At 53.0% G+C, this 26255-nt stretch carries 26 protein-coding genes; 11 read left to right on the top strand and 15 right to left on the bottom strand.

Translation table 11 applies throughout. The features are described 5' to 3' along the window. Positions 1 to 63 precede the first annotated feature (63 nt). From SACSAC_RS19130 to SACSAC_RS19175, 10 genes are all read left to right on the top strand, one after another. Positions 64 to 471 carry a GntR family transcriptional regulator gene (locus SACSAC_RS19130; RefSeq protein ID WP_037289335.1) on the top strand — a complete coding sequence of 136 codons (408 nt, stop codon included), beginning with the start codon at positions 64 to 66 and terminating at the stop codon, positions 469 to 471. Next, the gene (locus SACSAC_RS19135) at positions 468 to 1568 is read left to right on the top strand and encodes a DUF1648 domain-containing protein (RefSeq protein ID WP_037289337.1); all 1101 of its coding nucleotides are present in this window, start codon (positions 468 to 470) and stop codon (positions 1566 to 1568) included. Before SACSAC_RS19130 ends, SACSAC_RS19135 begins: the two co-directional genes overlap by 4 nt. 246 nt (positions 1569 to 1814) lie before the next feature. Next, the gene (locus SACSAC_RS19140) at positions 1815 to 2666 is read left to right on the top strand and encodes an STM4015 family protein (protein WP_037289339.1); all 852 of its coding nucleotides are present in this window, start codon (positions 1815 to 1817) and stop codon (positions 2664 to 2666) included. 2 nt (positions 2667 to 2668) lie between these two features. After that, positions 2669 to 3955, top strand: coding sequence for an STM4014 family protein (locus SACSAC_RS19145; protein ID WP_245608666.1), 1287 nt, complete (start codon positions 2669 to 2671; stop codon positions 3953 to 3955). Further along, positions 3952 to 4755 carry an STM4013/SEN3800 family hydrolase gene (locus tag SACSAC_RS19150; protein ID WP_037289341.1) on the top strand — a complete coding sequence of 268 codons (804 nt, stop codon included), beginning with the start codon at positions 3952 to 3954 and terminating at the stop codon, positions 4753 to 4755. Before SACSAC_RS19145 ends, SACSAC_RS19150 begins: the two co-directional genes overlap by 4 nt. A gap of 19 nt (positions 4756 to 4774) precedes the next feature. After that, entirely contained in the window at positions 4775 to 6139 is a 1365-nt protein-coding gene (locus tag SACSAC_RS19155) for an STM4012 family radical SAM protein (RefSeq protein WP_037289343.1), read from the top strand. Continuing rightward, positions 6136 to 7026, top strand: a complete 891-nt coding sequence (locus tag SACSAC_RS19160; RefSeq protein ID WP_051507261.1) for an STM4011 family radical SAM protein — start codon at positions 6136 to 6138, stop codon at positions 7024 to 7026. The genes SACSAC_RS19155 and SACSAC_RS19160 overlap by 4 nt, the downstream gene beginning before the upstream one ends. After that, a complete protein-coding gene (gene cysC / locus SACSAC_RS19165; RefSeq protein WP_051507262.1) occupies positions 7023 to 7604 on the top strand; it encodes an adenylyl-sulfate kinase in 582 nt (193 codons plus the stop codon). Before SACSAC_RS19160 ends, cysC begins: the two co-directional genes overlap by 4 nt. A gap of 112 nt (positions 7605 to 7716) precedes the next feature. After that, entirely contained in the window at positions 7717 to 8844 is a 1128-nt protein-coding gene (locus SACSAC_RS19170) for a DNA alkylation repair protein (RefSeq protein ID WP_037289345.1), read from the top strand. A gap of 134 nt (positions 8845 to 8978) precedes the next feature. Continuing rightward, entirely contained in the window at positions 8979 to 10544 is a 1566-nt protein-coding gene (locus tag SACSAC_RS19175) for a methyl-accepting chemotaxis protein (RefSeq protein WP_037289347.1), read from the top strand. Between the two features lie 101 nt (positions 10545 to 10645). Here the strand turns inward: SACSAC_RS19175 and SACSAC_RS28075 are convergent, their stop codons facing one another. From SACSAC_RS28075 to SACSAC_RS19205, 7 genes are all read right to left on the bottom strand, one after another. After that, positions 10646 to 10786, bottom strand: coding sequence for a hypothetical protein (locus SACSAC_RS28075; RefSeq protein WP_156951042.1), 141 nt, complete (start codon positions 10784 to 10786; stop codon positions 10646 to 10648). Positions 10787 to 10957: 171 nt separating this feature from the next. After that, the gene (locus SACSAC_RS19180; RefSeq protein WP_037289349.1) at positions 10958 to 11869 is read right to left on the bottom strand and encodes a hypothetical protein; all 912 of its coding nucleotides are present in this window, start codon (positions 11867 to 11869) and stop codon (positions 10958 to 10960) included. 47 nt (positions 11870 to 11916) lie between these two features. After that, positions 11917 to 12396: a GNAT family N-acetyltransferase gene (locus SACSAC_RS19185; RefSeq protein ID WP_169833790.1), complete on the bottom strand. Its 480-nt coding sequence runs from the start codon at positions 12394 to 12396 to the stop codon at positions 11917 to 11919. 313 nt (positions 12397 to 12709) lie between these two features. Next, positions 12710 to 13285 carry a GNAT family N-acetyltransferase gene (locus SACSAC_RS19190; protein WP_037289352.1) on the bottom strand — a complete coding sequence of 192 codons (576 nt, stop codon included), beginning with the start codon at positions 13283 to 13285 and terminating at the stop codon, positions 12710 to 12712. A gap of 199 nt (positions 13286 to 13484) precedes the next feature. Next, positions 13485 to 14552 (bottom strand): GTPase, encoded by a 1068-nt coding sequence (locus SACSAC_RS19195; protein WP_156951043.1) that lies wholly within the window; start codon positions 14550 to 14552, stop codon positions 13485 to 13487. Between the two features lie 96 nt (positions 14553 to 14648). After that, positions 14649 to 15290, bottom strand: coding sequence for an SDR family oxidoreductase (locus tag SACSAC_RS19200; protein ID WP_037289354.1), 642 nt, complete (start codon positions 15288 to 15290; stop codon positions 14649 to 14651). A 29-nt stretch (positions 15291 to 15319) separates the two neighbouring features. After that, the gene (locus SACSAC_RS19205; protein WP_037289356.1) at positions 15320 to 15568 is read right to left on the bottom strand and encodes a hypothetical protein; all 249 of its coding nucleotides are present in this window, start codon (positions 15566 to 15568) and stop codon (positions 15320 to 15322) included. A 171-nt stretch (positions 15569 to 15739) separates the two neighbouring features. On the opposite strand from SACSAC_RS19205, the gene SACSAC_RS27290 reads away from it, so the two are divergent. Then, a complete protein-coding gene (locus tag SACSAC_RS27290; protein WP_051507263.1) occupies positions 15740 to 16687 on the top strand; it encodes a copper amine oxidase N-terminal domain-containing protein in 948 nt (315 codons plus the stop codon). Positions 16688 to 17073: 386 nt separating this feature from the next. On the opposite strand, the gene spo0A is transcribed toward SACSAC_RS27290, so the two are convergent. The 8 genes from spo0A to xseA all read right to left on the bottom strand — a co-directional run bounded on the left by spo0A (position 17074) and on the right by xseA (position 26253). After that, positions 17074 to 17880: a sporulation transcription factor Spo0A gene (gene spo0A / locus SACSAC_RS19215; protein ID WP_156951044.1), complete on the bottom strand. Its 807-nt coding sequence runs from the start codon at positions 17878 to 17880 to the stop codon at positions 17074 to 17076. A 342-nt stretch (positions 17881 to 18222) separates the two neighbouring features. Beyond that, entirely contained in the window at positions 18223 to 19953 is a 1731-nt protein-coding gene (gene recN, locus SACSAC_RS19220) for a DNA repair protein RecN (protein ID WP_037289358.1), read from the bottom strand. Between the two features lie 154 nt (positions 19954 to 20107). Further along, complete coding sequence (gene ahrC / locus SACSAC_RS19225; RefSeq protein WP_037289360.1) at positions 20108 to 20557, bottom strand: transcriptional regulator AhrC/ArgR; 450 nt, start codon at positions 20555 to 20557, stop codon at positions 20108 to 20110. A gap of 82 nt (positions 20558 to 20639) precedes the next feature. Next, positions 20640 to 21503 (bottom strand): TlyA family RNA methyltransferase, encoded by an 864-nt coding sequence (locus SACSAC_RS19230; RefSeq protein ID WP_037289362.1) that lies wholly within the window; start codon positions 21501 to 21503, stop codon positions 20640 to 20642. Between the two features lie 49 nt (positions 21504 to 21552). Then, complete coding sequence (dxs, locus tag SACSAC_RS19235; protein WP_037289364.1) at positions 21553 to 23457, bottom strand: 1-deoxy-D-xylulose-5-phosphate synthase; 1905 nt, start codon at positions 23455 to 23457, stop codon at positions 21553 to 21555. Positions 23458 to 23700: 243 nt separating this feature from the next. Next, entirely contained in the window at positions 23701 to 24606 is a 906-nt protein-coding gene (locus SACSAC_RS19245) for a polyprenyl synthetase family protein (RefSeq protein ID WP_037289368.1), read from the bottom strand. Next, entirely contained in the window at positions 24603 to 24884 is a 282-nt protein-coding gene (gene xseB / locus SACSAC_RS19250; RefSeq protein ID WP_425414837.1) for an exodeoxyribonuclease VII small subunit, read from the bottom strand. The genes SACSAC_RS19245 and xseB overlap by 4 nt, the downstream gene beginning before the upstream one ends. A gap of 10 nt (positions 24885 to 24894) precedes the next feature. Continuing rightward, positions 24895 to 26253: an exodeoxyribonuclease VII large subunit gene (gene xseA / locus SACSAC_RS19255; protein WP_037289371.1), complete on the bottom strand. Its 1359-nt coding sequence runs from the start codon at positions 26251 to 26253 to the stop codon at positions 24895 to 24897. Positions 26254 to 26255: the final 2 nt, after the last annotated feature.

The following is a 26255-nucleotide window of genomic DNA, read 5'->3' on the forward strand; positions in this document are numbered from 1 at the left end:
GTATTGACCGAACGTTCTATCTGTTATACTATAAATATAACAAGTAGATAAAGGAGGGCCATTATGTTCATCGAACTTGATCTGCAATCTGAAGTTCCCATTTATAAGCAATTGGCTGATCAGCTCATCGAAGGCATTGCTTCCGGAACATTATCGTCCGGCCAGCCGCTGCCTTCGGTTCGTACGCTCGCTGCCGATCTGGGCATCAATCTGCACACCGTGAACAAAGCCTACCAAGCACTCAAGCAGGAAGGATTTCTCGAAATCCATCGCAAGCAGGGCGTTATCGTTCAACCGGGCGCCTTGCCGACGGCCGATTCCGCATTTCGAGAACGGCTCGGGCGCGATTTGCGCCCGCTGATCGCTGAAGCCGTCGCTCGCGGCATGAAGGAGAACGAGTTGCAAACACTGATGACTGCGTTGTACGGCCAAGTTCAAAATCCGTCATCCCAAGGAGGGACTTCCACATGAATTCCGTTAACTCTTTCGCTTTTCTTATCGCTTTTATCGACTTGCTATGGTTGTTTGCGTTAATGGGCATTCCTGCTTTGATGACCGCTACTTTGTTGGGCGTTTACGTCCCCAAAGAGGAACGGCGCATTCCGCAAGTCGCGCGCATCCGTCGATCCTTTTTGCTGCTGGGCGCGGGAAGTGCGCTGCTTGGCGGAATCCTCTCGATCCTCGCCTACTTTTTAAGCAAAGGCTCGGAAGGCTGGACGCTAGCGCTGCTGCTCATTCCGCAAGCTCTGGGCTTTTTTGTCACCTGGAACTTTTCACGACGCCAAGCGCTTGCGCTCAAAGCCGAACGCGGCTGGAAAGTCCCCCAGTCTTCGAAACGAACCGCTTATATCGGCAGTGACCGCGAATCCGCCGCGACCGGCGTTTCTGCCTGGGCGTATCTGCTGCACATCCTCGTTATTCTGATCACCGTCGCCCTCGTTGCTTTGAATTGGGACCGTATCCCCAATCCGCTTCCCGTCCATTTCGATGCCGCCGGATTGCCTGACCGCTATGCGGAAAAGTCGATCGGAAGCGTCTACACGCTCACGATCTTGCAGTCGCTGTTGACCGCGCTGTTCGCAGGCATTCATTTTTCGCTTCGCCGCATGCGTCAGTCTCTTGACCCGTCGGATCCGCAAGGGTCGCTTCGCAGACAAATTCAACTGCGCGCCTCCAACTCCTGGATGCTGTTTTTAATCTCGCTCATCGCGATGATCATGTTCAGCTGGCTTCAAATTCGAAGCACGTACGATTTTCGAGGGACTCTGCCGATCGGTTTGGCTATTGCTTTTCTTCTGCTTCTTACGATTCCGATCGTCGGCTTCATGATCTATATCAGACGCCGCGGCTTGGAAGACGAAGGGATCAACCGCCGTCACGGCGAGGACCGATTCTGGAGGGGCGGCATGTTCTACTTCAATCCGCAAGATCCCGGACTTTTTGCGGAAAAACGCACGGGATTCGGCTGGACCTTCAACTTTGCGCGTCCGACGGCCTGGTTGCTCATGACCGCCGTCATTATGCTTCCGATCGCTGCCGTAGTCGCAACCACGCTATTCGTCGGTTAAAAAAAGAACAAATCAAACTCTTGTCTCGCACGATTCCGAGCCGGTTTTCTTGTACCTAAGGTACTAGAAAACCGGCTCGGAATCGTGCCTTTCGACACGAAACGATCTGTGTTTTTTTCAAACTTTTTTACCATGAACGAAATAGGAACGTAAGTTCTCTTTTTCTGCTTGACTCCCCGCTTTGACGATGTTAGGTTGTTTTTAGGATTCCGATTCACCATTTCATCATTTTCAGGAGGGATTGACATGACGGAAATCAAACTTGAGATCGGTTACGAAGAGTATGAAAACGGGCAGAAAATGGAAACTTTGATCGAAGAATTGGCAGAAAAGCCGGAAGCCGAACAGTTGTCGAGTCTGATTATCGGCAGTTGGGGCGGCGCTTACGAAGATTCTTCGGAGTCGATCGCAGCCGAACTGGTGCGACTCAAGGATCGCTTCCCTGCGCTGCGCAGCCTGTTTATCGGCGATATGGATTCCGAAGAATGCGAAGTCTCGTGGATCATGCAATCGGATCTGAATCCCTTATTCGCGGCTTTCCCGGAACTCCGTTCGCTCACGATCAAGGGAAGCACCGATCTGGCTCTGGGCGAAGTCAAACATGCCAAACTTGAAGAACTAACCATCATCTGCGGAGGCCTCGGCAAAAGCGTGCTTGCTTCAATCGCCTCAGCCGAACTCCCGGCACTGAAAAAACTTGAACTGTACATAGGCATAGACAATTACGGATTCGACGGAGACATCGAAGACGTCATGTCCGTAGCCAAGCCGGGACTTTTCCCGAATCTCGTTTACCTCGGACTGAAAGATAGCGAAATTCAGGACGAAATTGCCGCCGCTATCGCTCAATCCGATATTTTAGACAACTTGGAGACGCTTGACCTGTCCGAAGGAACGCTCAGCGACGAAGGCGCGGAAGCCCTGCTGGCCAGCGAGAAAGTTCGTCGTCTGCCGAAGCTCGATCTTCATTACCACTTCATGTCCGAAGCCATGACCCGTCGCGTTGCGACAGAGCTGCCCAACGCAGACGTAAGCGATCGTCAGGAAACGGAAAAGTACGACGGCGAGGAATATCGTTATCCCGCTTTGACGGAATGATCGTGCAGCACGTCGAAAGTCCTTTTTCCCGATTTCCCGACGCCCGGCATACCCCGCTGCTCTTGATTGCCCATGCCGACGGAGAACGCACGGAAGGCCTGCGGCGGTCAAGATTGTCGTTGGGTCTGCCGGAGCCGATTATCGTTCCCTATGAGCAGCTGCTTGCAGGTATTCCTTTGCACGAAGCTGCCGAACGAGCCGGATTGCCGACAGGGATCGCGCCGTTTATCCGACTCGATGCGCCCGGCGAACATTTCGGCGTCGAACGGGCGTTGATCGCGCTTGGATCGCCCCAACGCGATGACGGCGATGCGCTGCTGCCTCTTCGGGAACGACGCGATCCGTATCGACTTTCCGAACAGGCGGCTTTGTCGTTGGGAGAACAGCCTGTACGATTGATGCACCCTTCCCAATGGTTTCGCGGCTTCTGCCGGTTGTTAGATCGGATTCGCACGGAAGCCGCGGAGGCATGGCCGCAGGTTCGATTCTGGCATGACCCGGCCGATATTGCGACGATGTTCGACAAGCGGGCTTGCCATCGTCGCCTGAGCGCGGCAGGCGTTAAGGTCCCTGCCTTGCTGGCAGAACCCGAGACGCTAACCGGATACGAAGCAGTGCGCGAAGCCATGTTCAACAAGCGGATGCACCGGGTATTTCTGAAGCTGGCTTTCGGTTCGGGAGCTTCCGGGATCATCGCTTACCAGATCAATCCCCGAACCGGCGCCGAGATCGCAACCACTACGATGGGAGCCGAAGTCTACGTTCAGCGCCCCGGCATCTTTTACAATTCAAAAAAAGTCCGGTCGCTGACCGACTCCGAGCAGATCCGTACGCTGATCGGCTACTTGTGCGGACATGGCGTTCACGCCGAACGTTGGATTCCCAAAGCTTCTCTGAACGGACGTCCGCTCGACCTTCGGCAGCTTGTCGCTTTTGGCGAAGCCGGGCATGCCGTCGTTCGGGTCGGCGAGAGTCCGATTACGAATCTTCATCTGCGCAGTCAACGAGTATCTCCGGCTGAGTCGGGTTTGTCGCACGAAGCGCTAACGGCAGCAAAAAACGAAGCATTGGCCGTCATGCGTGCCTTCCCCGCCTCTTCTTCGGCCGGGATCGACGTGCTGACGGATCGACAAACCGGACAGCCTTATATAGCGGACGTCAATCCGTTCGGCGATCTGCTTCGGCGGGTGCGTCATGAAGGACTCGATCCTTACGATTGGGAAATGAAACGATGGATGGAAGTCGGCGCGGATACGACGGGAAGCCTGCAAGGAGGAACGCAAGCATGACCCTTGAAAAAAGTTCGGTCGACATGAACAAAGTCGTCGGGACGCACGATATTTTAATGATTACGCTGGACACGTTGCGCTTTGACGCAGCACTGCTTGAGCAAGACAACTGCCCGAACCTATGCGGCAGCGGTCCTTGGGAAAAACGACATTCGCCGGGCAGCTTTACCTATGCGGCGCATCATGCTTTTTTCGGCGGCTTTTTGCCGACGCCGGCCAATACCGATAAGTCGTCGCATGTTCGCTTGTTTCATTCCCGGGGCACCGGACTGAAGACGCATCCGCATACGTGGCTGTTCGATACGCCGGATATCGTCTCGGGGCTTGCCGCGGAGGGGTATCGGACGCTTTGCATCGGCGGCGTTATCTTTTTCACGAAAAAAGTACCGCTCGCCCGCGTGCTGCCCGGTTATTTCCAGCGCAGCTTTTGGCGGATGAACTTCGGCGTCACCAATCCGCAGTCCACGAAAAACCAGGTGGATCATGCGCTGAAATTGCTGGCCGACATTCCGACGAACGAACGTTTCTTTTTGTTTATCAACGTCTCCGCCATTCACGGGCCCAACCATATGTTTCTTCCCGGTGCCAAACGCGATTCGGTCGACAGTCAACGGGCCGCGCTTCGTTATGTGGATGCCGAGCTGGGTCGATTGTTCGATGCGGTTCGGGCCCGAAATAATCCCGCGTTCTGCATGGCTTTCTCCGACCACGGAACGGCTTACGGCGAAGATGGGTATGAAGGGCATCGTCTGGCGCATGAGACGGTTTGGAACGTCCCTTACCGGGAATTTATGCTGTAAAAGAAAAGGAGCGATTACCATGACCGAAACGGCCGTCTACGATATCGAGCAGGTCCGGGCCTGGAAACGGGAACTGGACGCCGCTCCTTACCGTTCGTATCTCTATTCTTACCCGCACAAGACCGCGTACCGCCCGTTCGAAAAACCGAAGCCGTTGTCCGAACTGTGGCAGGACGAACCCGCGGAAAGCTTTTTCCTCTATATGCATATCCCCTTCTGCGGGGCGCGCTGCGGATTCTGTAATCTGTTTACCCTGCCGGATAAACGCGAGGACGTGCATAAGCGATACGTCGACGCGCTCGAACGCCAAGCCAAGCAATGGGCAGGTCTTGTTTCGCGTCCTTTTGCGCGGTTCGCGATCGGGGGCGGCACGCCGACGCTGCTGCGGGCCGATCAACTGAGCCGACTGTTCGACATCGCGGAAGATATCATGGGGCTGGACCCCTCCGCGGCTTCGATCTCCGTAGAAACTTCGCCGGAAACGGTTGATCCGCAGCGGCTGCGCATCCTAAAGGAACGGGGAACCGATCGCGTGAGCATGGGCATTCAAAGTTTTATCGAAGCCGAAGCGGCCGCGATCTATCGTCCCCAAAAGCCGGACGAAGTTCGCAGAGCTTTGGATCTGTTGCAGCGCTTTGAATTTCCTTTGCTCAATCTGGATCTGATCTATGGCCTGCCGGGGCAGACGTTGGAGACTTGGCTCTACTCGCTGGAACAAGCATTGAGCTACGAGCCTGGCGAAATTTTCCTCTACCCGCTCTATACGCGGGAGCATACGATCCTCAAGCCCGGCGACGTACAAGGCGGAGGACCCGAAGACCTGCGCATGGACATGTACTTGGCTGCCTGCAAACGACTGGAAGAGCGCGGTTACGAACAATTTTCGATGCGGCGTTTTGCCCGCAAAAATACGGTCGGCCATGATCCGTCCAAGCGACCACTTGCTTATGGCTGTCAGGAAGAAGGCATGATGGGGCTTGGCTGCGGCGCCCGTTCATATACGCAGCACGTACACTATGCTTCTCGATACGGAGTGAGTCGTAAAGCGACCGAGAGCATCATTGCCGATTACGTGGCCGCGGAGCGTTATGATCATGCGGATTACGGCTTCGAGTTGAATATCGAAGAGCGTAAGCGGCGCTTCGTGCTCAAAGGCATCCTGCACAGCGAGGGGCTTCCGCTCGAAGAGTATGCGCGTCGTTTCGGCAGTGATGCGTTCAGCGACCTGCCGCAATTGCATTTGCTGACGGAATCCGGATTGGCTGCGATTGAAGAAGGCATTCTGCGGATGGGACGCGAAGGTCTCGGTTATTCGGATGCCATCGGCGACTGGTTGATTTCCGAACCGGTTCGCAATCAGATGCATGAGTTTGTGCTGCCATGAAGGCGACTCTTTATTTCCGCGGCTCTTTGTCGTCCTGCAACTACTCTTGTCCGTATTGTCCGTTCAGCAAAACCACAGACAGTACCGAGACCTTGGCCAAAGATCGGCGTCAGGTGGAAAAGTTCGTCGAATGGGCCGCTATGCAGGAAAAGTCGGGGCATCGACTCTCTATCTTTTTCAACCCCTACGGCGAAGGACTCGTTCATGCTTGGTATCGGGACGCGATCATTGCCCTTTCCCATATGCCGCATATCGATCGGGTCGCGATTCAAACCAATCTTTCCGCCAAGCTGGATTGGACGGATCGGTTGAATCGGGATACCGCAGCGTTCTGGGCTACCTATCATCCGGGCGAAGTCAGCGAAGAACGATTTCTCGCGCGCTGCCTTGACCTGCATCGGCGCGGCATCAAGTTCAGCGTCGGAAGCGTGGGCGTCCGCAGCGCATTCGAGCGCATCGATTCGCTGCGGCGCGCACTGCCGGAAGATGTCTATCTGTGGATCAACGCGTTCAAAGATCGCAAAAATTACTATGAAGAACATGAGATTCAGCGCCTGCGCGCAATCGATCCGTTATTCGAGTTGAACCTGCCCGATTACGCAAGTCTCGGACAATCGTGCCGAACCGGAGAAACCGTGTTTTTCGTTCAGGGGCCCGGGATCGTCAAACGCTGCTACAGTGATCGGCGCGTGATCGGCCATTTGTATCGGGAAGGTCTCGAAGGCTTGTCGCAGCAGAGAGCTTGCGGAATGAAAAGCTGCGGCTGCTATATCGGTTACGTGCATATGCCGGAGTTGAATATGGAGAGCCATTACGGAGACGGTCTGCTTGAACGGCGCGGGTTGCGGGAACAATTCGTCACGGCTTATTCGGGAGGTCGACCATGACTGATTTTGATGCGACAAAAGCAGGCCGCACGTTCTGGCTGACCGGGCTGCCGTGTTCCGGCAAAACGACGACAGCGATTGCTTTTGCCGACGCACTGGCAGAGCGCGGAGCAGCGGTCGAAATCCTCGACGGGGACGAGCTTCGTCGCCGGATCGGCGGCGGACTGGGCTTCAGTCAGGAAGACCGCATGGAAAATGTGCGCCGAGCCGTCTATCTCTCAGGGCTGCTGAACAAACACGGCGTGACCACGATCGTCTCGTTGATCAGCCCTTATGCCGAAATGCGCAACTATGCCCGCTCCGAGCTTTCGCGATTTGTCGAAGTCTATATCGAGTGTCCGCTCGAAGAATGTGAGCGCCGGGATGTCAAAGGCATGTACGCGTTGGCACGCCAAGGCAAAATCACCTCCTTTACAGGAGTATCCGATGTGTACGAAGCCCCTGTATCTCCAGAGTTGACGCTTCGTACCGACCAAGATTCCGTACATGAGAACGTAGCGAAATTGTTGGAATTTTTCGATCAAGATCCATTTACGGCGCATATTCATACGGAATCGATACTTTCTTTGCCCAAGTAACTTTCTCGAACATGAGCAAACCCGGACATTCTGATGTCCGGGTTCTTCTGTTAAATTAGATGAACAAGACCAAATACTCCCGCGATCCGTGCGGCCCTCAGGAGGCACTCTCATGCCGGAACCATTAAAGCTCATGTATAACCGCTCTTTTTTGCAGGACTTTGCCAGCAAGGTCCAATCGGCTTATCCTCCCTTCGAAGATACTGCTTTTCTTAGCGATGTGCTTCAAGGAGACTGGGAAGAACTCGAGTTAAAGGCACGGATGCGCCGCATTTCGATTGTCCTCGGTCGTTATTTGCCTACGCCTTTTACCGCGGCGCTCGACATTCTGTACCGGATTGACGAGCAGTGCGTCGGATTCCCTTATCTGTTCTTTCCCGACTTTGTCGAAGTCCATGGACAGGCTGAGCACGATTTCGAAGCCGCTCTCGACGCGCTGGAACGATTCACGTCGAAATCTTCATCCGAGTTTGCCATACGGACCTTTCTGCTGCGCGATCCCAAGCATACGATGGTTCGCATGCTGCATTGGGCAAAAAGCCTCAATGAACACGTACGAAGACTCGCCAGCGAAGGCTGCCGTCCTCGTTTGCCTTGGGGACAAGCTCTGCCGATGTTCAAACTTGATCCGGCGCCCGTACTGGAGATTTTGGAAAAGCTCAAAGCCGACTCTTCGCTCTATGTCCGAAAAAGCGTAGCCAACAACTTGAACGACATCGCCAAAGATAACCCGGACCTCGTCAAACAGACTGCCCGGAATTGGTACGGATCCGATCCGCTAACCGATTGGATTGTTCGTCGCGGCTGCCGGAGTTTGCTCAAGCAGGCCGACCCTGAGATTCTGTCCTTGTTCGGATACTCTTCCTGGGACTCTTCCACAGACGAATCTTTGATTACAACAGCCTCGCTGCAAATCCAGCCTCAAACGCTTGCGATCGGCGGCGAAATCCAACTGCATTTTGAACTGCAAGCACGCCCCGGCGAGCCTTTGCGCATTCGTCTGGAATATGCAATCGACTTTGTTAAAGCTTCGGGACGAGCGTCACGGAAGCTGTTCATGCTTGCAGACCGTACGCTGGATGGCGCAGCTACCTTGTCCGGAACGCGCAAGCATCGTTTTGCCGATCTTACGACTCGCCGACATTATCCGGGATTGCATCGAATTGTCCTGCTTGTTAACGGGCAAGAATATGCGGAAGCTTCTCTAACACTGATACCTCAAATGAGTGAGTCATTATAAGTCGTCTGAACTAAACACACCAATAATCTCTTTTTTTCGGAGTGCGAGCCAAAAAACCGGTTGTTAACTTGCCTGCCTTTTCGTATAATGTTAAAAAACATTACATATCTATTCGCGAAAAGGGCGTGTTATCGATGAAACCGAACCGCATTCCGAATCTTTTGCTTTTTTTGCTTGGCATAGCGGCAGCTACCGTACTTTGGATTGATTCTTCTCGCAACCTGCTTCAGAATCTATGCTTGGCGCTCGCCGTTTTGTCCGCAGCAGCCCTTATGTTCTTCACGCGTCAACGTAGATACACTCTTTCATCCAAGCTTCAAACAACCCGAACCGAAAACGATTCAGACAAGCTTAAAAGCTTCGTATTCGAGTCTCAAGTCGTCTCCGATCGATTGCTGGCCGTCGTAGAGGAAGTTCATGCCTCCGTTCGCACGTTGACTTCCGTCACCGAACATTCCGAACGAGCCGAGCATGAATTGGATACAAGCAGTACAGAAGCCGCGGCGCGCACGCAAGAAGCCTCTGCCCTGCTTGAAGAAGCTTCGCTCATCTCGCTTCAAATGGTGGAAAGCGCAGCAACGATGGCGCGCGAAAGTCTTGAAGCCGGCTCCGCGGCAGGCGAACTGTCAGATGCCCTTAACTCCGCGGACCGCGTCATGACGAATATTTCGAGTCAAAACACAGCAATCGGCGAACGCATTCATGAATTGACTCAACATATGACGGATATCGAAGCCGTCAACCGCTTTATTCGGGATGTTGTGGAACAAACTTCGCTATTGGCACTCAACGCTTCCATTGAAGCAGCTCGTGCCGGAGAAGACGGCCGAGGATTTGCTGTTGTCGCCCAAGAGATCCGCAAGCTTGCCGCACAAAGCGGCGATGCGCTCGGACGGTCGGCCGCTACGCTCGGATCGGTCGTATCCGGCGTCAGCCATGTGACGGAAGCCATGGCGGCAAGCCGACTGGCTGTGGAACAAGGCTTGAACGAGATGCATCGCATGCGGCAAGAGATGCAACAGCTTCATCGTAGCGTTAACGGCGTACTGGGCTCCGCAAAAGACACGGATACGTTGAGCGGCGTCCAGCAGGAACGAATGACGCGAGGCGTAATGGCATTAACGGCCGCCGCCGAATTGACTAACCATACGACACAGTCCATGGAGCAACTTTTTTCGCATATCGCCCGGCAGCGGGATCAGATCAGCAAGCTTGCACGAATCGGCCACGAGATGCGAAGCGCTTCTACCGAGCTCTCCGACATGGTGAGCAGCTTCCAGTTCGATCAAGAAGACGGTCTTGCCAACAGCGATATCGAAGCCACTCGCCTCGTGCTGCAAACTGCCGCTAAGCAAGCTTCTTCGCTTCCGACAGACGAACGCGAGCATAATTTGCTGCTTTCCGGCTACATGGAACGATCTTCGTCGATCGAAGCGATCTGGTCAAACCGTACAGACGGCTCGTTCATTTTTTCCAAACCGCAAGCTGGTCTGCTCAATGCCAAGAATCGTGAATGGTGGCAGCAGGCGATGGAAGGTGAAATCTATGTCTCGCCCGTGTATATCTCCGCGATTACTAAACGCCCCTGCCTCACCATGTCCGCAGCGATCGTCGGCGAAAACGGCGAACGGATCGGCGTCGTCGGGATGGATTTGTCATTAGAAACCGGCACGGCAACGGATCATATTCGAGTCTCTTGACGACTAACAAACAGAACCGCCTACCGAATGTCTCTCGACGATCGGCAGGCAGTTCTGTTTGTTGTGCGAATCTATGGAATGTCTAGAATAGATAGCATTGATTAACGTACGGAAACTTTCGCTTGCTGCTCCCGTTCCGTTTCAAGTTCTTCGTCCGGCTTACCCTTTTTCGAACCGTAGAGAATAAAATTCACTTCCTCCAACACGTCCGAAAATTGTTGCATGTGTTGATTACTTTGCATGGTTGTTCCTCACCTTACTCCAGTCTTGTGTCGTGTCCACACTTATTATTTAACCAAACACCCAAATTTGAAACTTGCTTGCTGGGGCAGCGGTTCTGGACACAATCTCTCAACATTGGAGCAGCCGCCTTTATAGTTATCGGCAGGTGAAGCCCATTCCATAATATCCCTTTATTTCTTTTTGTGTTTGGTACGGGATTTTTTTTCTTTTTGTTTGGCAGAAGCTCTTTGCATGCGCCGTTTTTCCAGTTCCATCTCTCGCTTCAGATAAAGCTCCATGGTGTTTTCCGGATTATCCGAAGCAAACAACATGAACTTTTTTAAATGTTCATTATATTTGTCCTTGCCGAACACGCGGCCGTTCTCGCTTAAGAACAATTGTAACATTCGATGCGGATCTCCTGTGCTTTTAAGCGATTCGAACTCTTGCAGCACGTCTAAAATTTGCGAAGCAATCCGTTCCGAACGGTCCTTGATCCGCTCTTCCCCGAGCCGAATATCTCCCGGATAGGCATGAGACAGGATCAGAAAGATTCCGCCGACCCCGTATAAGGCCAGCATATCCGCCATATCCACCGAATCCGAACTGACGCGGCTTGTCCACTCCAGCGAAGCCCGATCCGGATGCGTGAAAATATTCAAAAAACCGTAGACGTCGGTCAACTCGAACGAAATATGCTCGTACGCATACTTCATGACGCCCAGGTTGCTCCCCATCACTTCCTGGGCAGCATCATGATCAATCGTTTCGGGAGCTGCGCGATATTGGAACAATCGCGCAGAATGCTCGAAAGCTACCCGAATTTGCACAGGTGCTTCGACGACCAGCCCTCCCTCACGCAGCAAGACGGCCGCCGATAGTGAATTCGCGATTCGTTGAAGCAGGGCTCCGGCATAATAATCGTCTTCCCGCTCCGTATACTCGCGAGCAATCTCGATTAATTCATGCATATAACCCAACATCTCGTCGCGAACCGAACCCGAGTGTTCAGGAGCCTCCAGCAGCGACGCTGGTCGCCATTCAACCGTTTCATCGCTTTGCGTCCCAGCACCCTGCTTCAAGCGCTCGTCTTTTCGCACCATTGGCTCCTTCTCCTTTCAAGCTTTCTAATTTTCGTTGCGCGATGACCTCAATGAGAGAGCAGTTGCTTTTGCCACATTTCCTCTTGCAGCATACGTCCCGATAAAAACGCCGAACGACTCTCCGCCAATCGAAAACCAAAGTTCGCATACAAGGCACGAGCCGCTTCCAGCTCCGCATTTGTCCACAATACGATGCTTGCATATCCGCATTCCTGGCAAAAAGCAATCGCCTGCGCCATCAGTCCGCGTCCGAATCCATGTCCGCGCACGGATGGGTCAAGCAGAAACCAGCGCAGTTGCGCCGTTTCTTCGTCCAGCCGGGTAATGCCCACAGACCCGCTATGCCGGCCTACTTGATCGACGACCCATAGTTGCTCGCGCGCCTTCGCATTCCGATTGCCGAAATCTCGAATGCCTTCCTCCACGAAACGCACGAAGGAATCGTCATACCCGCGCTCGCGACGATACAACTCGGCGTGCAGCGCAATGACTTTCTCTAAATCTTCCGGTCTATATGTGCGAATCAATTCCTTTTCATCCCCCTGTCGCGTCTCTTTCATTGTACCGGGTGCCATAGCTGCGTTTCAACTTCGACCGCAGCTATTTTGATGACAAAATCCTCATCATTCCGGGTGTGGGCAAAAAGGGAATTTAAATGATATTATTGTAAATTCATAGCAATGAACAAAAGAGACCCGCTAATTACGCGGATCTCTTGAAAGTTTTAAAAAAGCCTGTTACCTTATCAACGCTAAAAGTAAGGTTACGCCCGTCTGAAACCCACCTAAAGCATGCGGTTTTCAGCCAAACGTAATCCTCTGGTTAAGAGTTGAACGGTTACTACACCGAAATTCTGCTTTGCAAGTTAGCGGTCTTCGCTTCCCAATCTTCCAGCGTAATCCCGAACAAAACATGATCTTCCCAGACGCCGTTGATCTTCAAATACCGTTCGGCTAATCCTTCTCTTCGAAAACCCGCCTTTTCCAGAACCCGAAGCGACGGCGCGTTGCGCGGCATTACGCCTGCTTGCACCCGATGCAGATTATGCTTGGCGAAAGCCAGCTCCAGCACTCCGCATACGGCCTCGGTCATATACCCTTTTCCGTTATGCGCCTCATCCAGAAAGTAACCCAGATTCGCATTTTGAAAAGGCCCGCGCGCGATGCCCGTCAATGCGGCACGTCCAAGCAGTTTTCCGTTTTCGCGCAGACGAATCGCATAGACGTACGCCTGATCCCGTATGCGCCCCTGCTCGCTTTGCATGATTTCCGTCCGCTGCCCCGCAAGTGTTAAATACCCGTCCGAACGAATCGGCTCCAGCGGCTCCAAAAATGGCTGATTTTCCAACCGGAGCGCTAACAATTCTTCAGCCTCCTCCGGGGCGAATGGTTTTAATTCCAGCCGTTCGGTCAACATCCAAACTCCTCCTTAACGTTGATTCGCTATCGTAACCTATACTTTTCCGTTCATCGGAAATCGTGTTTTTATTATAGCAGAATCCGCTCAGGACGCCGAGACAACCAATTTTTAAAAAGAAAAAAGCCGCATCGGCAGCTCGACCCATTCAAAAGAAGGTTGGTCAAGCTGCCGGTGCGGAACTTTGACTCCAAGGTTCTTATTCCGGTTCGCCCGGTAATTTTTTGCCTTTGTCTTTTCGATCGCGGAACGTCTTGTACAGCTTGGAGACCGATTCGGGCGTAACGTCGATTCCGCGCTCGTACGCATATTTCACGGAGTACCCCAACGCGAGCGTTACCGTTCCTGCGACGCCTGCTGCGGCTACGCTGCCGGCTCCGGGGAAAAACTTGACGATCTGCGAGAAAATCGTTCGTCCCAGATTGCCGACGATGGCCGTAATGACGATCTCTTTTGCGGCCTCTCGGCTGATCGGTCGTTCGTACAACGTGGCCAGCTTGGTGAGCAGCCCGATCTGCAGCGCGGTCAGCGGCACGATATCGGCTCCCGGCAGCGGAACGGCTCCGATCGCGCCTGCAGAAGTCGATGCCGCGATGATCCATTTGTTGGCGATCGAAGACTTTTCTTTGATCGTGCGCGCGAACAGGATGTCTTTATTGTTTTTTTTTAAAAGTTCAAGAATCGCGTCGCGCAACGTATCGACATTTTCCCCGGTCCGCGACGAAATCGGAATGACGTCGTATTTTTGCCCGGTTTCGCGTCGCACTCTGCTAACCAGCCGATCCACTTCGTCCGCGGCATCGATTTTGTTCAGCACGATCAGGATATTCGGATTGGCCTTTTCCACGATCCGGAACGAACGCTGCTCGCTTTCCGAGAAGACCGTGCCTGCCGCATTAAGGAAAAACAGCACGACATCCGTTTTCCTGAAATAATCCAGCGTCGTTGCCGAGTTTTCTTTATTCACGTCGTTCAAACCGGGCGTATCGATGAAAAAGATTTTATCTTTGTACGCATGCGGATGGATCGCTGTCGTCTCGCCGGGTTCTGCGCCTACGCCGGCAACCTCTTCGCCCACGATCCGATTGATCGTCGACGATTTACCCGCATTAACATCCCCGACCAAAGCGATTAAAATTTCTTTGTTCAACTGTTCGTTAATCTCGGCCATTTCTTTATCGAAGGCATCGTCCGCGGCGTGCCGGATCTGACGTTTCATTTCGTTTTTCTGTGCTTCCGTATGAGTGCCTTTACCGATCGTTTTCATTTAACAGCCGCCCTTTCCCTATCCATATCGACTCCATGCCGCATATACGATATCGTTAACCGGAAAGTTTCGTTGCTGAAACGTACAGGAGGCCGCTCAGCTGCCGAATGCTTCGCTGATCGGCGTATCGCCGGAGATCAGATCGAATGCGCGTCTGTACGTATTGCGATCTTCCAGCACCTCCGCGATGACCGCAGCGACGTCGTCGCGCGGAATCGAACCGGGCTCCAAATTTTCCGCAGCCGAGATTCGTCCCGTGCCCGGATCGTTTTTGAGACCGCCCGGACGCACGATCGTATAATCCAAACCCGTCGTTTCCAGCATCCGGTCCGCATAATGCTTCGCCGCATAATAAGGTTTGATCGCTTCCGACCAGTTGTCGCGATTATGCGCCTGCATGGCACTGACGATCACATAGCGTTTGACGCCTGCTTTTTCGGCCGCTTCCATCGTTTTTACCGCGCCGTCGAGGTCAATCAGCAGCGTTTTGTCCAATCCCGTCGATCCGCCCGATCCTGCCGCGAACACGATCGCATCGCTGCCTTTAATTGCTTCGACCAGCACGTCAACACGGTCTTCAAGGTTCGCAAACACGGGCTCGATGCCTTCCGCACGAAGCTGGTCCCCTTGTTCCTGCTTGCGCACCATCGCCTTCACCTGATGCTTGCCTTCATGCGCCAACAACCGAATCAACCGACTTCCGATTTGCCCGTTTGCTCCGATTACCAATACGTTCATGCGATATTCCTCCTTGAGATTAAGTGATGTCAACGAATGCTGAATGCAACTTCCGATACTTTGGCCAAGTTGACGCTGATGTCCCGCCCTTCGCTTTCAAACGTCATGCAGCCGTCGCCTTCGGGCCGTTCGCCGCGGAAGGCCGGCACGACGTAAGCTTCCTTCAATTCCCGGACCGCAATCTCCAATTCAGCCGGAGTCAGTTCCTCACTTGAGTCGAAAGCATATTCTTTTTCGATGCCGTTGTCGTATAAAATTCGAATGTAAATGCCTCTCATTGTCGGTTCTCTCCCTTTCGGCTCTGAAGAATCATCCAGCGACTCCTCTCTTCATTATCTCAAACGAAATCACGGAAACCAAATCAGAGACCTTAACCTATGCAGAAATACCCGGATCGATTATGATTGGGTTATTATCTTTGCATTTACAGATAGAGGGGATTGAATTTATTGAAAAAAAGAATCTTACTGACCGCTTCCCTGGCTTTCGGCTTGTTCGCTTCGCAAGCGAGCGCCGCCGCGATGCAGGTATCCGTGGACGGTAAAGCCATATCGTTCAATACGAACCCCATCGTTCAAGAAAATGTCACGATGGTGCAATTCGCTCCCATTTTCCGCTGCTTGGGCATTTCGTTTAGTTGGAACCAACAGAAGCAACAAATCACCGCGACAAAAAACGGTACGCAGATGATTCTTACGCTAGGCAGCCGAACCGCTTATGTAAACGGAACCGCCGTACGGATGCAGCGCGCGCCGGTGTCCGTCAACGGAAATATTTTCGTGCCGCTGCGCTTTGTAAGCGAAGCGACCGGCGCGGAAGTGAATGTCTCCGGAAGCCGCATTTCGATTGCAAGCAGCGGGGCCGGCGCCACTCCCGGAAACCAAGCTCCCGTCGCCGGAGGAAGTTCGAGCGGAAACGCCAGCACCCAAAGCGCCCTTAACCCGTCGGAAGATGCCGTTACGGATTATCTGTATCGCCACTACGACACCCTGTACACGCCGGACTCCGGGTACGAGGTCGATTATGCCGTTGTGCAAGACGATGACGGACGCTACAGCGTAAACATTCTCCTCGACAACTATGAAGCCAGCGGCAATCTTTATGCGGAGAGCAAAAAAGATCCCGATATTCTGTTTGATTTTACCGGCGAATTTGTAGGGGATCTGGCGGATACGTTCGGATTGGATGAGGTTTATGTCTTTGTCGCTTTGGCCTTGCCGCTAAACGGCGAGCCTGTCGATCTTCCTGAGGAAGACTTGGTAGAGCTTGATGACGGGAGTTGGATGCTGATGCAGACGTTATTCGAGGGTAGTTACGACTTCATCGAGCAGTATGCGGAATTTTACGCGTTTCTGGACGGGGACAAGACGGAGTTGTTGACTGCGGGAGAATGGTAATTGTACTTAACTTTTAAATGATACATGTAAAGAAGCCATTTCGTTGCGAAATGGCTTTTTCGTTTTAATTAGTGGCCAAAGCTTTGCTAAGAATTTTAATGATATCATGGTAGTCATTGCGGAAAAATTCACTAAACCTTTCATCGATTTGAGTATTCATTTTCTCCCAAGTCATTGTTTCATAATCTACTGGATTCAAAAAACTTTTCTGATATGCGTGTCTTCAAACCTCAGATTCATGCGGTCAAGATAATAGATTCAAAAAACACGTATTCACAAGATTAGGAAAACCTTGTGAATACGTGTTTTTTGATATTATTGATCTTGAGTATTCAGATAGAGCGCAGTTAAAGTATTCATTTAACTACTCCTATGGAAATCAATTTTCAGCTCACTTTATGCTCGATTCGCAGCTTGTCCGCGATCATCGCGATAAACTCGGAGTTCGTCGGCTTCGACTTGTTGATGCTCACCGTGTAGCCGAACAGCTCGCTGATATTCTGCACCGAACCGCGTGACCAGGCCAACTCGATCGCATGGCGGATCGCACGCTCGACGCGTGAAGGAGTCGTAGCGTATTTCTCGGCGATCGAAGGATAAAGGGTCTTCGTGATCGCACCCAAAATCTCGATGTTGTGGTACACCATCGTAATCGCTTCGCGCAAATACTTGTAACCGCGTACGTGCACGGGAATGCCGATCTCGTTGATAATGGACGTGATGCTCGCATCAAGCGTCTTGCCTTTCGCCAGCATGCCGATACTCGGTTTAGGCGTAGGCGCCGGTTGCGAAGGCGCAATAGGCGAAGACGGGATGTTCAGCATCTGCCGTACCCGGCTGACCAAGACCTCGATATCAAACGGCTTTAAAATATAATAAGCCGCTCCAAGTTCAACTGCGCGCTGCGTAATATTTTCCTGGCCGAATGCCGTCAGCATAATCACTTTTGGACGCGGGTTTAGGTTCATGCCCTGCAGCTTCTCCAGTACGCCCAGTCCATCCAGGTGAGGCATGATGATATCCAGAATCAGAATATCCGGTGCGCGTTCGGCGCTGCGGAGTAATCCCAGTACCTCTTCCCCGTTAAAAGCGACCCCTGTCACCGTCATATCTTCCTGGGCGGAAATGTGTTCTTGGAGCATATGAACGAAATCCCGATTATCGTCCGCAAGCATAACTTCGATGTTTGGCAAAGCCTGTTCCTCCTTATCATCCGGCCGTAAAGCCGAATCCTCTGTAGTCCATAGAACTGTTTCTGTCTCTTTTGAACCAGAACTCTCGTACAGATCTCATACCGTAAAATTCGACACGGTTCGAAGATTCCCTTCTAGTCGTGTCAAATCTCCGCTCTCTCTTAGTATATCGGGTTATACGCCGATTTCAAACAAAAAATCCCAAAACCGTAAATTAGCACAGATACCGAATCCGATTTCGGATTTTTCTCTTTTTTCGTGCCTTTGCAATAAGGCCAAAGCGGAGCCGTTGGCTCCGCTCGTTACCCTTGCTCACAGTTTTGGGATCAAATGAATCAGCGGTCAGGAAACCCGATCATTTTTACTTTCTTCAGCAAGTTTCAGCATTTCCTGCGCATGATGCAGCGTTTTCTCCGTAATTTCGACACCGCCGAGCATCCGGGCCAGTTCCGTTACCCGACCTTCGTCGTTAAGCGATTCGATCCGGGTCATGGTCCGTTCGCCCTCTACCCGCTTTTCAATCAGGTACTGATGGTCCGCCATGCAAGCGACCTGAGGCAAGTGAGTGATCGAGAAGACCTGACAATCACGAGACAGCTTGACCAGCTTCTCCGCTATCGATTGAGCGGCTCGTCCGCTGACACCGGTATCGACTTCGTCGAAGATGAGCACGGGCACTTTATCGTGCCGGGCAAAAATACTTTTGAGCGCCAACATGATCCGTGACAGCTCACCGCCGGAAGCGATCTTGCCCAGCGGACGCAGAGGCTCGCCCGGATTGGGCGAGATCAGGAATTCCGCGCTATCGACGCCTTGACGGGTCAAGCGTACACGACGGCCTTCAAACTCGAAACCGCGGGCATCCTGGATCGGCTCCAAGCGAACTTCAATCGATGTACGCTGCATTTGCAAATCCTTCAGCTCGCCTTCGATCTGTCTCGCCAGGTCGCGCGAACAATCGCGGCGGAGCGCGCTCAACTCTCGAGCCAGGATAAGCGTTTTCTCCAGCTGCTTGTCGCGCTTGGCCGTCAACAGTTCAAGCCGTTCGTCTTTGTTCTCCAGCATATCGGTCTCCCGATGAATGCGATTGTAGTATTCGAGAATTTGTTCGACGCTGTCCCCGTATTTCCGGCGCAAGCCGGAGAGCAGGTTCAAGCGATCCTCGACCTCTTCCAGCCTCCCCGGATTAAACTCGATGTTTTCTCGATAATCCCGAAGCTGGAATACGGCATCTTCAAGCTGATAATACGCGTTGCGAACCTGTTCAAGAATAGGCTGCATCGCTTTCGGATCATAGTTTTCTACGTCTTCCAGACTGGAGATCGCCGAATTGACCGATCCGATCCCCTGTTCGCCGTAAAGCAAATTATAGCCTTCCGAGACGGACTCCATCAGTTTTTCGCTATGCGCAAGTTTGGAACGTTCGTCCGCCAGTTCTATGTCTTCGCCTACCTTGAGCTTGGCCGCCTGGATCTCTTCCAGTTGAAAACGGTACATGTCGAGCATCTGCAAAGACTTCTGGCTCGTCTCGCGCAATTCTCTCAGTTCCCGCTCCAGCTTCGCCAGCGCGGAATACTCTTGTTGATAGGCGGCTTTGGCCGGAGCAATCGTATCGCCGCCGTAAGCGTCCAGCAGCCCCAGATGGCTCTCCGGACGAAGCAGAGACTGGTGCTCATGCTGACCATGAATATTGATAAGCTGTTCGCCCACTTCGCGCAGCATCGTCAAGTTAACGAGCTGCCCGTTAATGCGGGACGTGCTTTTTCCTTGTGTGTTCACTTCACGCCGAATCACCAGATGTTCCTCGGACGAAGCGGATATACCGAGTTGTTCGAGCGTCTTCCATACGGGATGCTCCCCCGGTAGTTCGAATAAAGCTTCCATCTCCGCCTTATCGGCGCCGTAACGAATCAGTTCCGAAGAACTTCTTCCGCCGGAGATCAAACCCAGCGCATCGATAATAATCGACTTGCCTGCGCCGGTCTCACCGGACAATACATGGAATCCATGATAAAAATGGACGTCGACGGCTTCGACGACGGCGAGATTGCGAATGGACAATGCAACTAGCATGCACTCACCTCGTTGATAGTCTCCTCCGTCTCCATCCCGCAAACTTCGGGAGGAGAGGATTCAGTTCCATTATATTCATGCGAACACTTGTTTGAACAGTGGCAAATTGAAGAATCCGAAAAAAAGATTCGTTTTCTGCCGTTCAAAATCAAGTTCAGGAGATGAATCCCATAATTTGGCCGATCACTTTTTGGCTATTCTCCGGCTCTCTGCAGATCAGCAAAATCGTGTCGTCCCCCGAGATGGTTCCCATGATTTCCGACCATTCCATGTTATCAAGCAGTGCCGCGATCGAGTTGGCCGTGCCCGGCAGGCACTTCATCACGACCAGATTCGCCGAATAATCAATATGAACGAAGTTATCCACCAGTGCACGTTTAAGCTTCTGCACCGGATTATAGCGTTGATCGGTCGGCATGGAATATTTGTAACGGCCGTCGTCAAGCGGAACTTTGATTAACAGCAGTTCTTTGATGTCTCTGGATACCGTTGCTTGCGTGACTTGAAACCCGGCTGCGCGAAGAGCGCCGACCAGCTCGTCTTGGGTTTCGATATCCCGACTTGAAATGATCTCCCGAATTTTGATATGTCGTTGTCCCTTCATACGACTCCCCCTATGGTCATTAATCGATCAGCGATGACTGATTTCACCGTTCGCTTCATAAACGCGTCCAGCACAAAGAAACTCACCGTTCGGCGGATGAGTTTCTTTGGAAATTTCGAGCGGCTTCCGCCGCGGTATTCGAGGCCAGCTCACGAATAACATCTTCGCCAAGCGGCTGCGTTTCTCCTTCTGTCAACTTCAGATACGCGAGAAATTCAACATTGCCTTCCCCACCGGTAATTGGCGAAAAAGTCAAGCCTCCAATCTCGAAACCAAGCGCATTAGCGAAGCTCAACACTTCGTTCAGTACATCCTCATGCACCTTGCGATCGCGTACTACCCCTGATTTCCCTACCTTATCGCGACCCGCTTCAAATTGCGGCTTAATCAATGCCGCTACTTCAGCCGGACGTCGCAATAACTGCACCAAAGGCGGAAGAATGAGACGCAAGGAAATAAACGAGACATCGATACTCGCAAAATCCGGTTGCGCACCCGTCAATTCCTCGGGCGTCATATAGCGGAAATTGGTACGCTCCATCACGCATACGCGCTCGTCATTGCGCAGCGACCAGTCAAGCTGGTTATAACCGACGTCGATCGCGTACACATACGATGCACCGTTCTGCAAAGCACAATCGGTAAACCCGCCGGTCGAGGAGCCGATATCCAGCATAACCCGCTCCGACATCCGGATGTCGAACGTTTTGATCGCCTTTTCCAACTTCAGCCCGCCGCGGCTAACGTAAGGATGTATGGCGCCTTTGACATGCAAAGCCGCATTACGGGATACTTTCATTCCGGGCTTTTCGATCCGCTCATTATCGGCAAAAACAAGGCCGGCCATGATGGCCGCCTTGGCTTTTTCCCGACTTGCATAATACGCTTGCTCAACGAGCAGAACGTCAATTCTTTCTTTGGATGCTTTTTCTTTTGGCTCGGCCATAATCAGGCTCTCTTTCTGTGTAAAATGCGGGGTTTGCCTAGGTAAATATTTATGAAGGCAAGCCCGCTTTCAGTGCCAGACGACTGCCTGTCACGGCTTCGCGAACGAGGTCCGCAGCATTTTCAGCCGTCAAGCCGGACTCCTGCTGTTGTTCCTTAATGCTTCCGTGCTCGATAAAGCAATCCGGCACGCCCAAAATCCGGACCTCCGCATGCGCGATCCCTTTCGACGCATAGAATTCAAGCACGGCACCGCCCAGTCCGCCCGCTTGCGAAGCCTCCTCCATCACGAGAAGCTTAACGCCGCGATGCGCAAGATCGGTCAGCATCTTCTCATCAAGCGGCTTCAGGAAACGCGCATTCACGACGCTGGCCTGAATACCGGAAGATTTGAGCAGTTCTGCGGCTGCAAGAGCAACCTGAACCATCGGGCCGACAGCCAAAATCGCGCAGTTTTCGCCTTCGCGAACCGTCTCCCAGCTACCGATCGGAATGTTCTTGAGCTCTGTATCGAGCGGAACGCCCAGACCGTTGACCCGAGGATAACGGAAACCGATCGGCCCTTGATTGTAATCCAACGAAGTTTTCATCATGTGACGCAATTCGTTCTCGTCTTTCGGCATCATCAGCACCATATTCGGGATATGACGCAGGAACGCGATATCGTATACGCCCTGATGCGTCTCGCCGTCTGCGCCGACAAAGCCTGCACGGTCAATCGCAAAAATGACATTCGCGTTATGGCGGCAAATATCATGCACGATCTGATCGTATGCGCGCTGCATGAAGGTGGAATAGACGGCGAAGACCGGCTTCATCCCTTCCATCGCCATCGCGGCGCACAGTGTTGCGGCATGCTGCTCGGCAATACCGACGTCAATCATGCGTTTCGGGAAACGTTCGGCAAACGCCATCAGTCCCGATCCGCCCGGCATGGCCGGAGTAACCGCGACGATTCGCTCGTCCTGTTCGGCCAATTCGATCAACGTACTGCCGAACACTTCGGTATACATCGGATTTCCCGCTGATTTAAGCGTTTTGCCGGATTCGATCTTGTAAGGCGAAATGCCGTGCCATTTATGCGAATCGGCTTCTGCCGGCTTGTAGCCTTTGCCCTTTGTCGTTACGACATGGACAAGCACAGGCCCGTCGATGTTATCCGACTGACGGAACGTCTCCATCAACTTGGGCAGATCGTGACCGTCGACCGGACCGATATACTTGAAGCCCAACTCCTCGAACAGAACGCCGGGCACCATCATGTACTTAAGGCTGTCTTTCACTTTTTCCGCCGTGCGGGCCAGTTTGCCGCCGATCGCGGGAATCTTTTTGATCAACGATTCGACATCGTCTTTCGCGCGCAGGTAATGACGGTCCGAACGAACGCGGCTCAAATAATTGTGCATTGCGCCGACGTTAGGAGCGATAGACATCTCGTTATCGTTGAGCACGACAAGCAAATTCTTTTTTTCATGACCGATATGGTTAAGCGCTTCGAACGCCATACCGCCCGTCAAAGCGCCGTCTCCGATAATCGCGACGACCTTATTGTCTTCGCCCTTCAGATCGCGCGCCATCGCCATGCCCATCGCCGCGGACAGCGACGTGCTGCTATGACCCGCTTCCCAGACGTCGTGCTCGCTCTCCGTACGTTTAACAAAACCGCACAAGCCTTTGTATTTGCGCAGCGTATCGAATTTTTCCTGACGCCCCGTCAAAATCTTGTGCACGTAGGCTTGATGGCCCACGTCGAAAATAAATTTATCTTTGGGACTGTCGTAGCAGTAATGCAACGCCAGCGTCAGTTCGACCACGCCCAGATTGGAAGCCAAATGGCCTCCTGTCGCCGACAGCTTTTCGATCAAAAACTGACGGATCTCCTGAGCCAAAGGTTCCAACTGCTCGGCCGGCAGCTTCTTCAGATCGCCGGGTTGATTGATTTGTGGAAGGAGCATATGTCATTCCCCGCTTTCCTTCATTTTCCTGAAATTCGGTTGCGAACGATTTTTTCGAATGTGGCCATACCCTACGCAATAAGCGTTCAGGTATTTGCCGTAGTATCGGTTATTATATCGTTTTTGGGGAAACAAAGCCAATTTGCGACTTCCGCTTCCCTGCTTATTCGTCGCCGATTCATCTGATGTTCAATACCCAAGCAAGCGAGCGGCGAAACCGATCCGTCTCGAATTCGTTACCGATTAACGATCTCGTTCAACCAGATAGTCGGCGATCGCAAGCAGCATTTCGGCAGACTCCAGTCCAGCTCCCGATACGGCGGACTTGGCTTCTTCGCTCAAACGGCGTACTTCTTCGCGCGACTTATCGATGCCGAGCAAGTACGGATACGTGACTTTTTCCATCTTTACGTCGCTCTGCGTCTTTTTGCCTAACTTGCTCTCATCGCCAACCAGATCGAGAATGTCGTCCTGAATCTGAAAAGCCAGTCCGACGTCTCGTCCGAATGTTCGCAACGCCTCAAGCTGCTTCACCGAAGCTTCTGCCGTCCGTCCGCCCGCAAGCAGCGAAAACATGATCAGGTCGCTGGTCTTGTGCAGATGAATGTATTCCAGTCTTGCAAAATCCGTCGTGCCTTGTTCGCCTTCCATATCCGCTACTTGCCCGCCTACCATGCCGCGAGGTCCAGCGTACTCAGCCAGGTCAGATACGATTGCAATCGCTGCATCCGCCGGAAGTAGCCCCTCTTTCGCAAGCGAAGCGATTACGTAAAAGGCATGGGTCAGCAGGCCGTCGCCGGCCAGAATCGCCATAGCTTCGCCAAATACCTTGTGATTAGTCGGCTTGCCGCGTCGCAGATCGTCGTCGTCCATGGCCGGAAGATCGTCATGAACGAGCGAATACGTATGTACCATCTCGACGGCAGCCGCCACGCGGATCGCCGCAGCCCGATTTCCCCCAAGACTTTCACAAGCGGCTACGACCAATAACGGACGCAGACGCTTGCCTCCGGCATCCAGCGAATACTTCATTGATTCCAGCAATGCCGGGGGCATATCCCATTCGGTCGGAAAGGCTTGGTCAAAATAAGCTTCCAGATCGGATGCGACTTTTCTCATATACGGCTCAAGTTCAAACACGTTGCTCAAAAGTTGTCCCCGCCTTCCGCTTCACCCGCGAAGTTTCGGCGCCGAAGCTGTCCGTCCTCTTCGACGATCGTTTCGATTTTGCGTTCGACCTGCTCCAGCTTTTGACCGCACAATTGCGACAATTGCATGCCGCGTTGAAATAAATCAATCGCTTTTTCCAACGGCACATCGCCTTGTTCAAGCTCGCCGACGATTTGTTCAAGCTGGTCCATGGCCTGCTCAAAATTCAATCCGGCCGCGTCCATCGATTCTTGCGCCTGATCCCCATTGGATTGCATGCCCGCGTTATTATCCACTTCGATTGCCCTCCTCCGTCGTTTGAATGACCTGACAGTCCAGACTTCCGTCGTTAACTCGGACAATGATCCGGTCGCCTTCACGCACTTCGCGCGCAGATTTGATCAGTTTCTCTTTATTCTCGTCATAAACAAGGCCATAGCCCCGTGCCATAACCTTAAGCGGACTTAAAGCATCCAGTTGACGCACGCTACCTAATAAACGCTGACGTCGGTCTTTGACCGCTACATTCATAGCGCTGGTCAGCCGGCCGTCCAGCGTTCCCCATTGACGCGCAGCAAGCTGCAGCTGTGCACCGGGATAGAAACGCGCAAGCCGACCGTGCAGGCGCGTATGCTTATCTCGGCCCGTTGCAAGCTTGGCATCCGTTCTCGACGTCAGGCGGCGCGTCAGCCCGTCCAAACGCTGCGCATGCGGCAGAAGCGCGCGTTCCGGCTGCCTGAGTACGGCAGAGCGCTGCAAACGCGCCAGACGCTCGCGTTCCTGCGCAGCCCGGCGGAGCAAAGCTCCCCGCAGACGCTGTTCCAGCTGCGAAATTCGCTGCTGAAGCTCGCGTCGATCGGGCACCGCAAGTTCCGCGGCGGCGGTAGGCGTGGCGGCGCGCAGATCGGCCGCAAAATCGGAGATGGTAAAGTCGGTCTCGTGCCCCACGGCTGAAATGACAGGAATTGCCGAATCATAGATGGCACGAGCCACGATTTCCTCGTTGAACGCCCACAACTCTTCCAACGAACCGCCGCCCCGGCCCACGATCAGCACATCGGCTTCGCCCAACCGGTTCAGGATGCGAATCCCGCGCACGATAGAAGCGGCCGCTTCCTTCCCCTGCACAAGCGCGGGATACAGCATCACCGGAACGCCGGGAAAACGGCGCCCCAGCGTCGTCAGAATATCCCGCACGGCCGCTCCCGTAGGCGAGGTAATAACGCCGATCGCGCGAGGCATCGTCGGAATTTTCCGCTTGCCGCCTTCGTCGAACAGCCCTTCGCTTTCGAGCTTTTTTTTCAGTTGCTCATAGGCCAGATAGAGACTACCGACACCGTCGGGCTGCATCTCCGTGAGGTAAAGCTGGTATTGACCATCGCGCTCGAACACCGAAACGCTGCCGAGCGCGACGACGCGCGTTCCTTCGCGCGGAATAAACGGCAGCCGTTTATTGTGCGAAGCAAACATGATTGCGCGCACACGGCTGCCGGTATCTTTTAACGTAAAATACATATGTCCGCTCGAATGATGCGTAAAGTTCGAAATCTCGCCGCGCACCCACACTTCCGGCAGCAGCGGGTCCGCTTCGAACTTCTGGCGGATATACCGGTTCAGCTCCTGGATCGACAGTATGCGCTGCTCCATGT

The sequence above is a fragment of the Saccharibacillus sacchari DSM 19268 genome (genome assembly GCF_000585395.1).
Lineage (GTDB): Bacteria > Bacillota > Bacilli > Paenibacillales > Paenibacillaceae > Saccharibacillus > Saccharibacillus sacchari.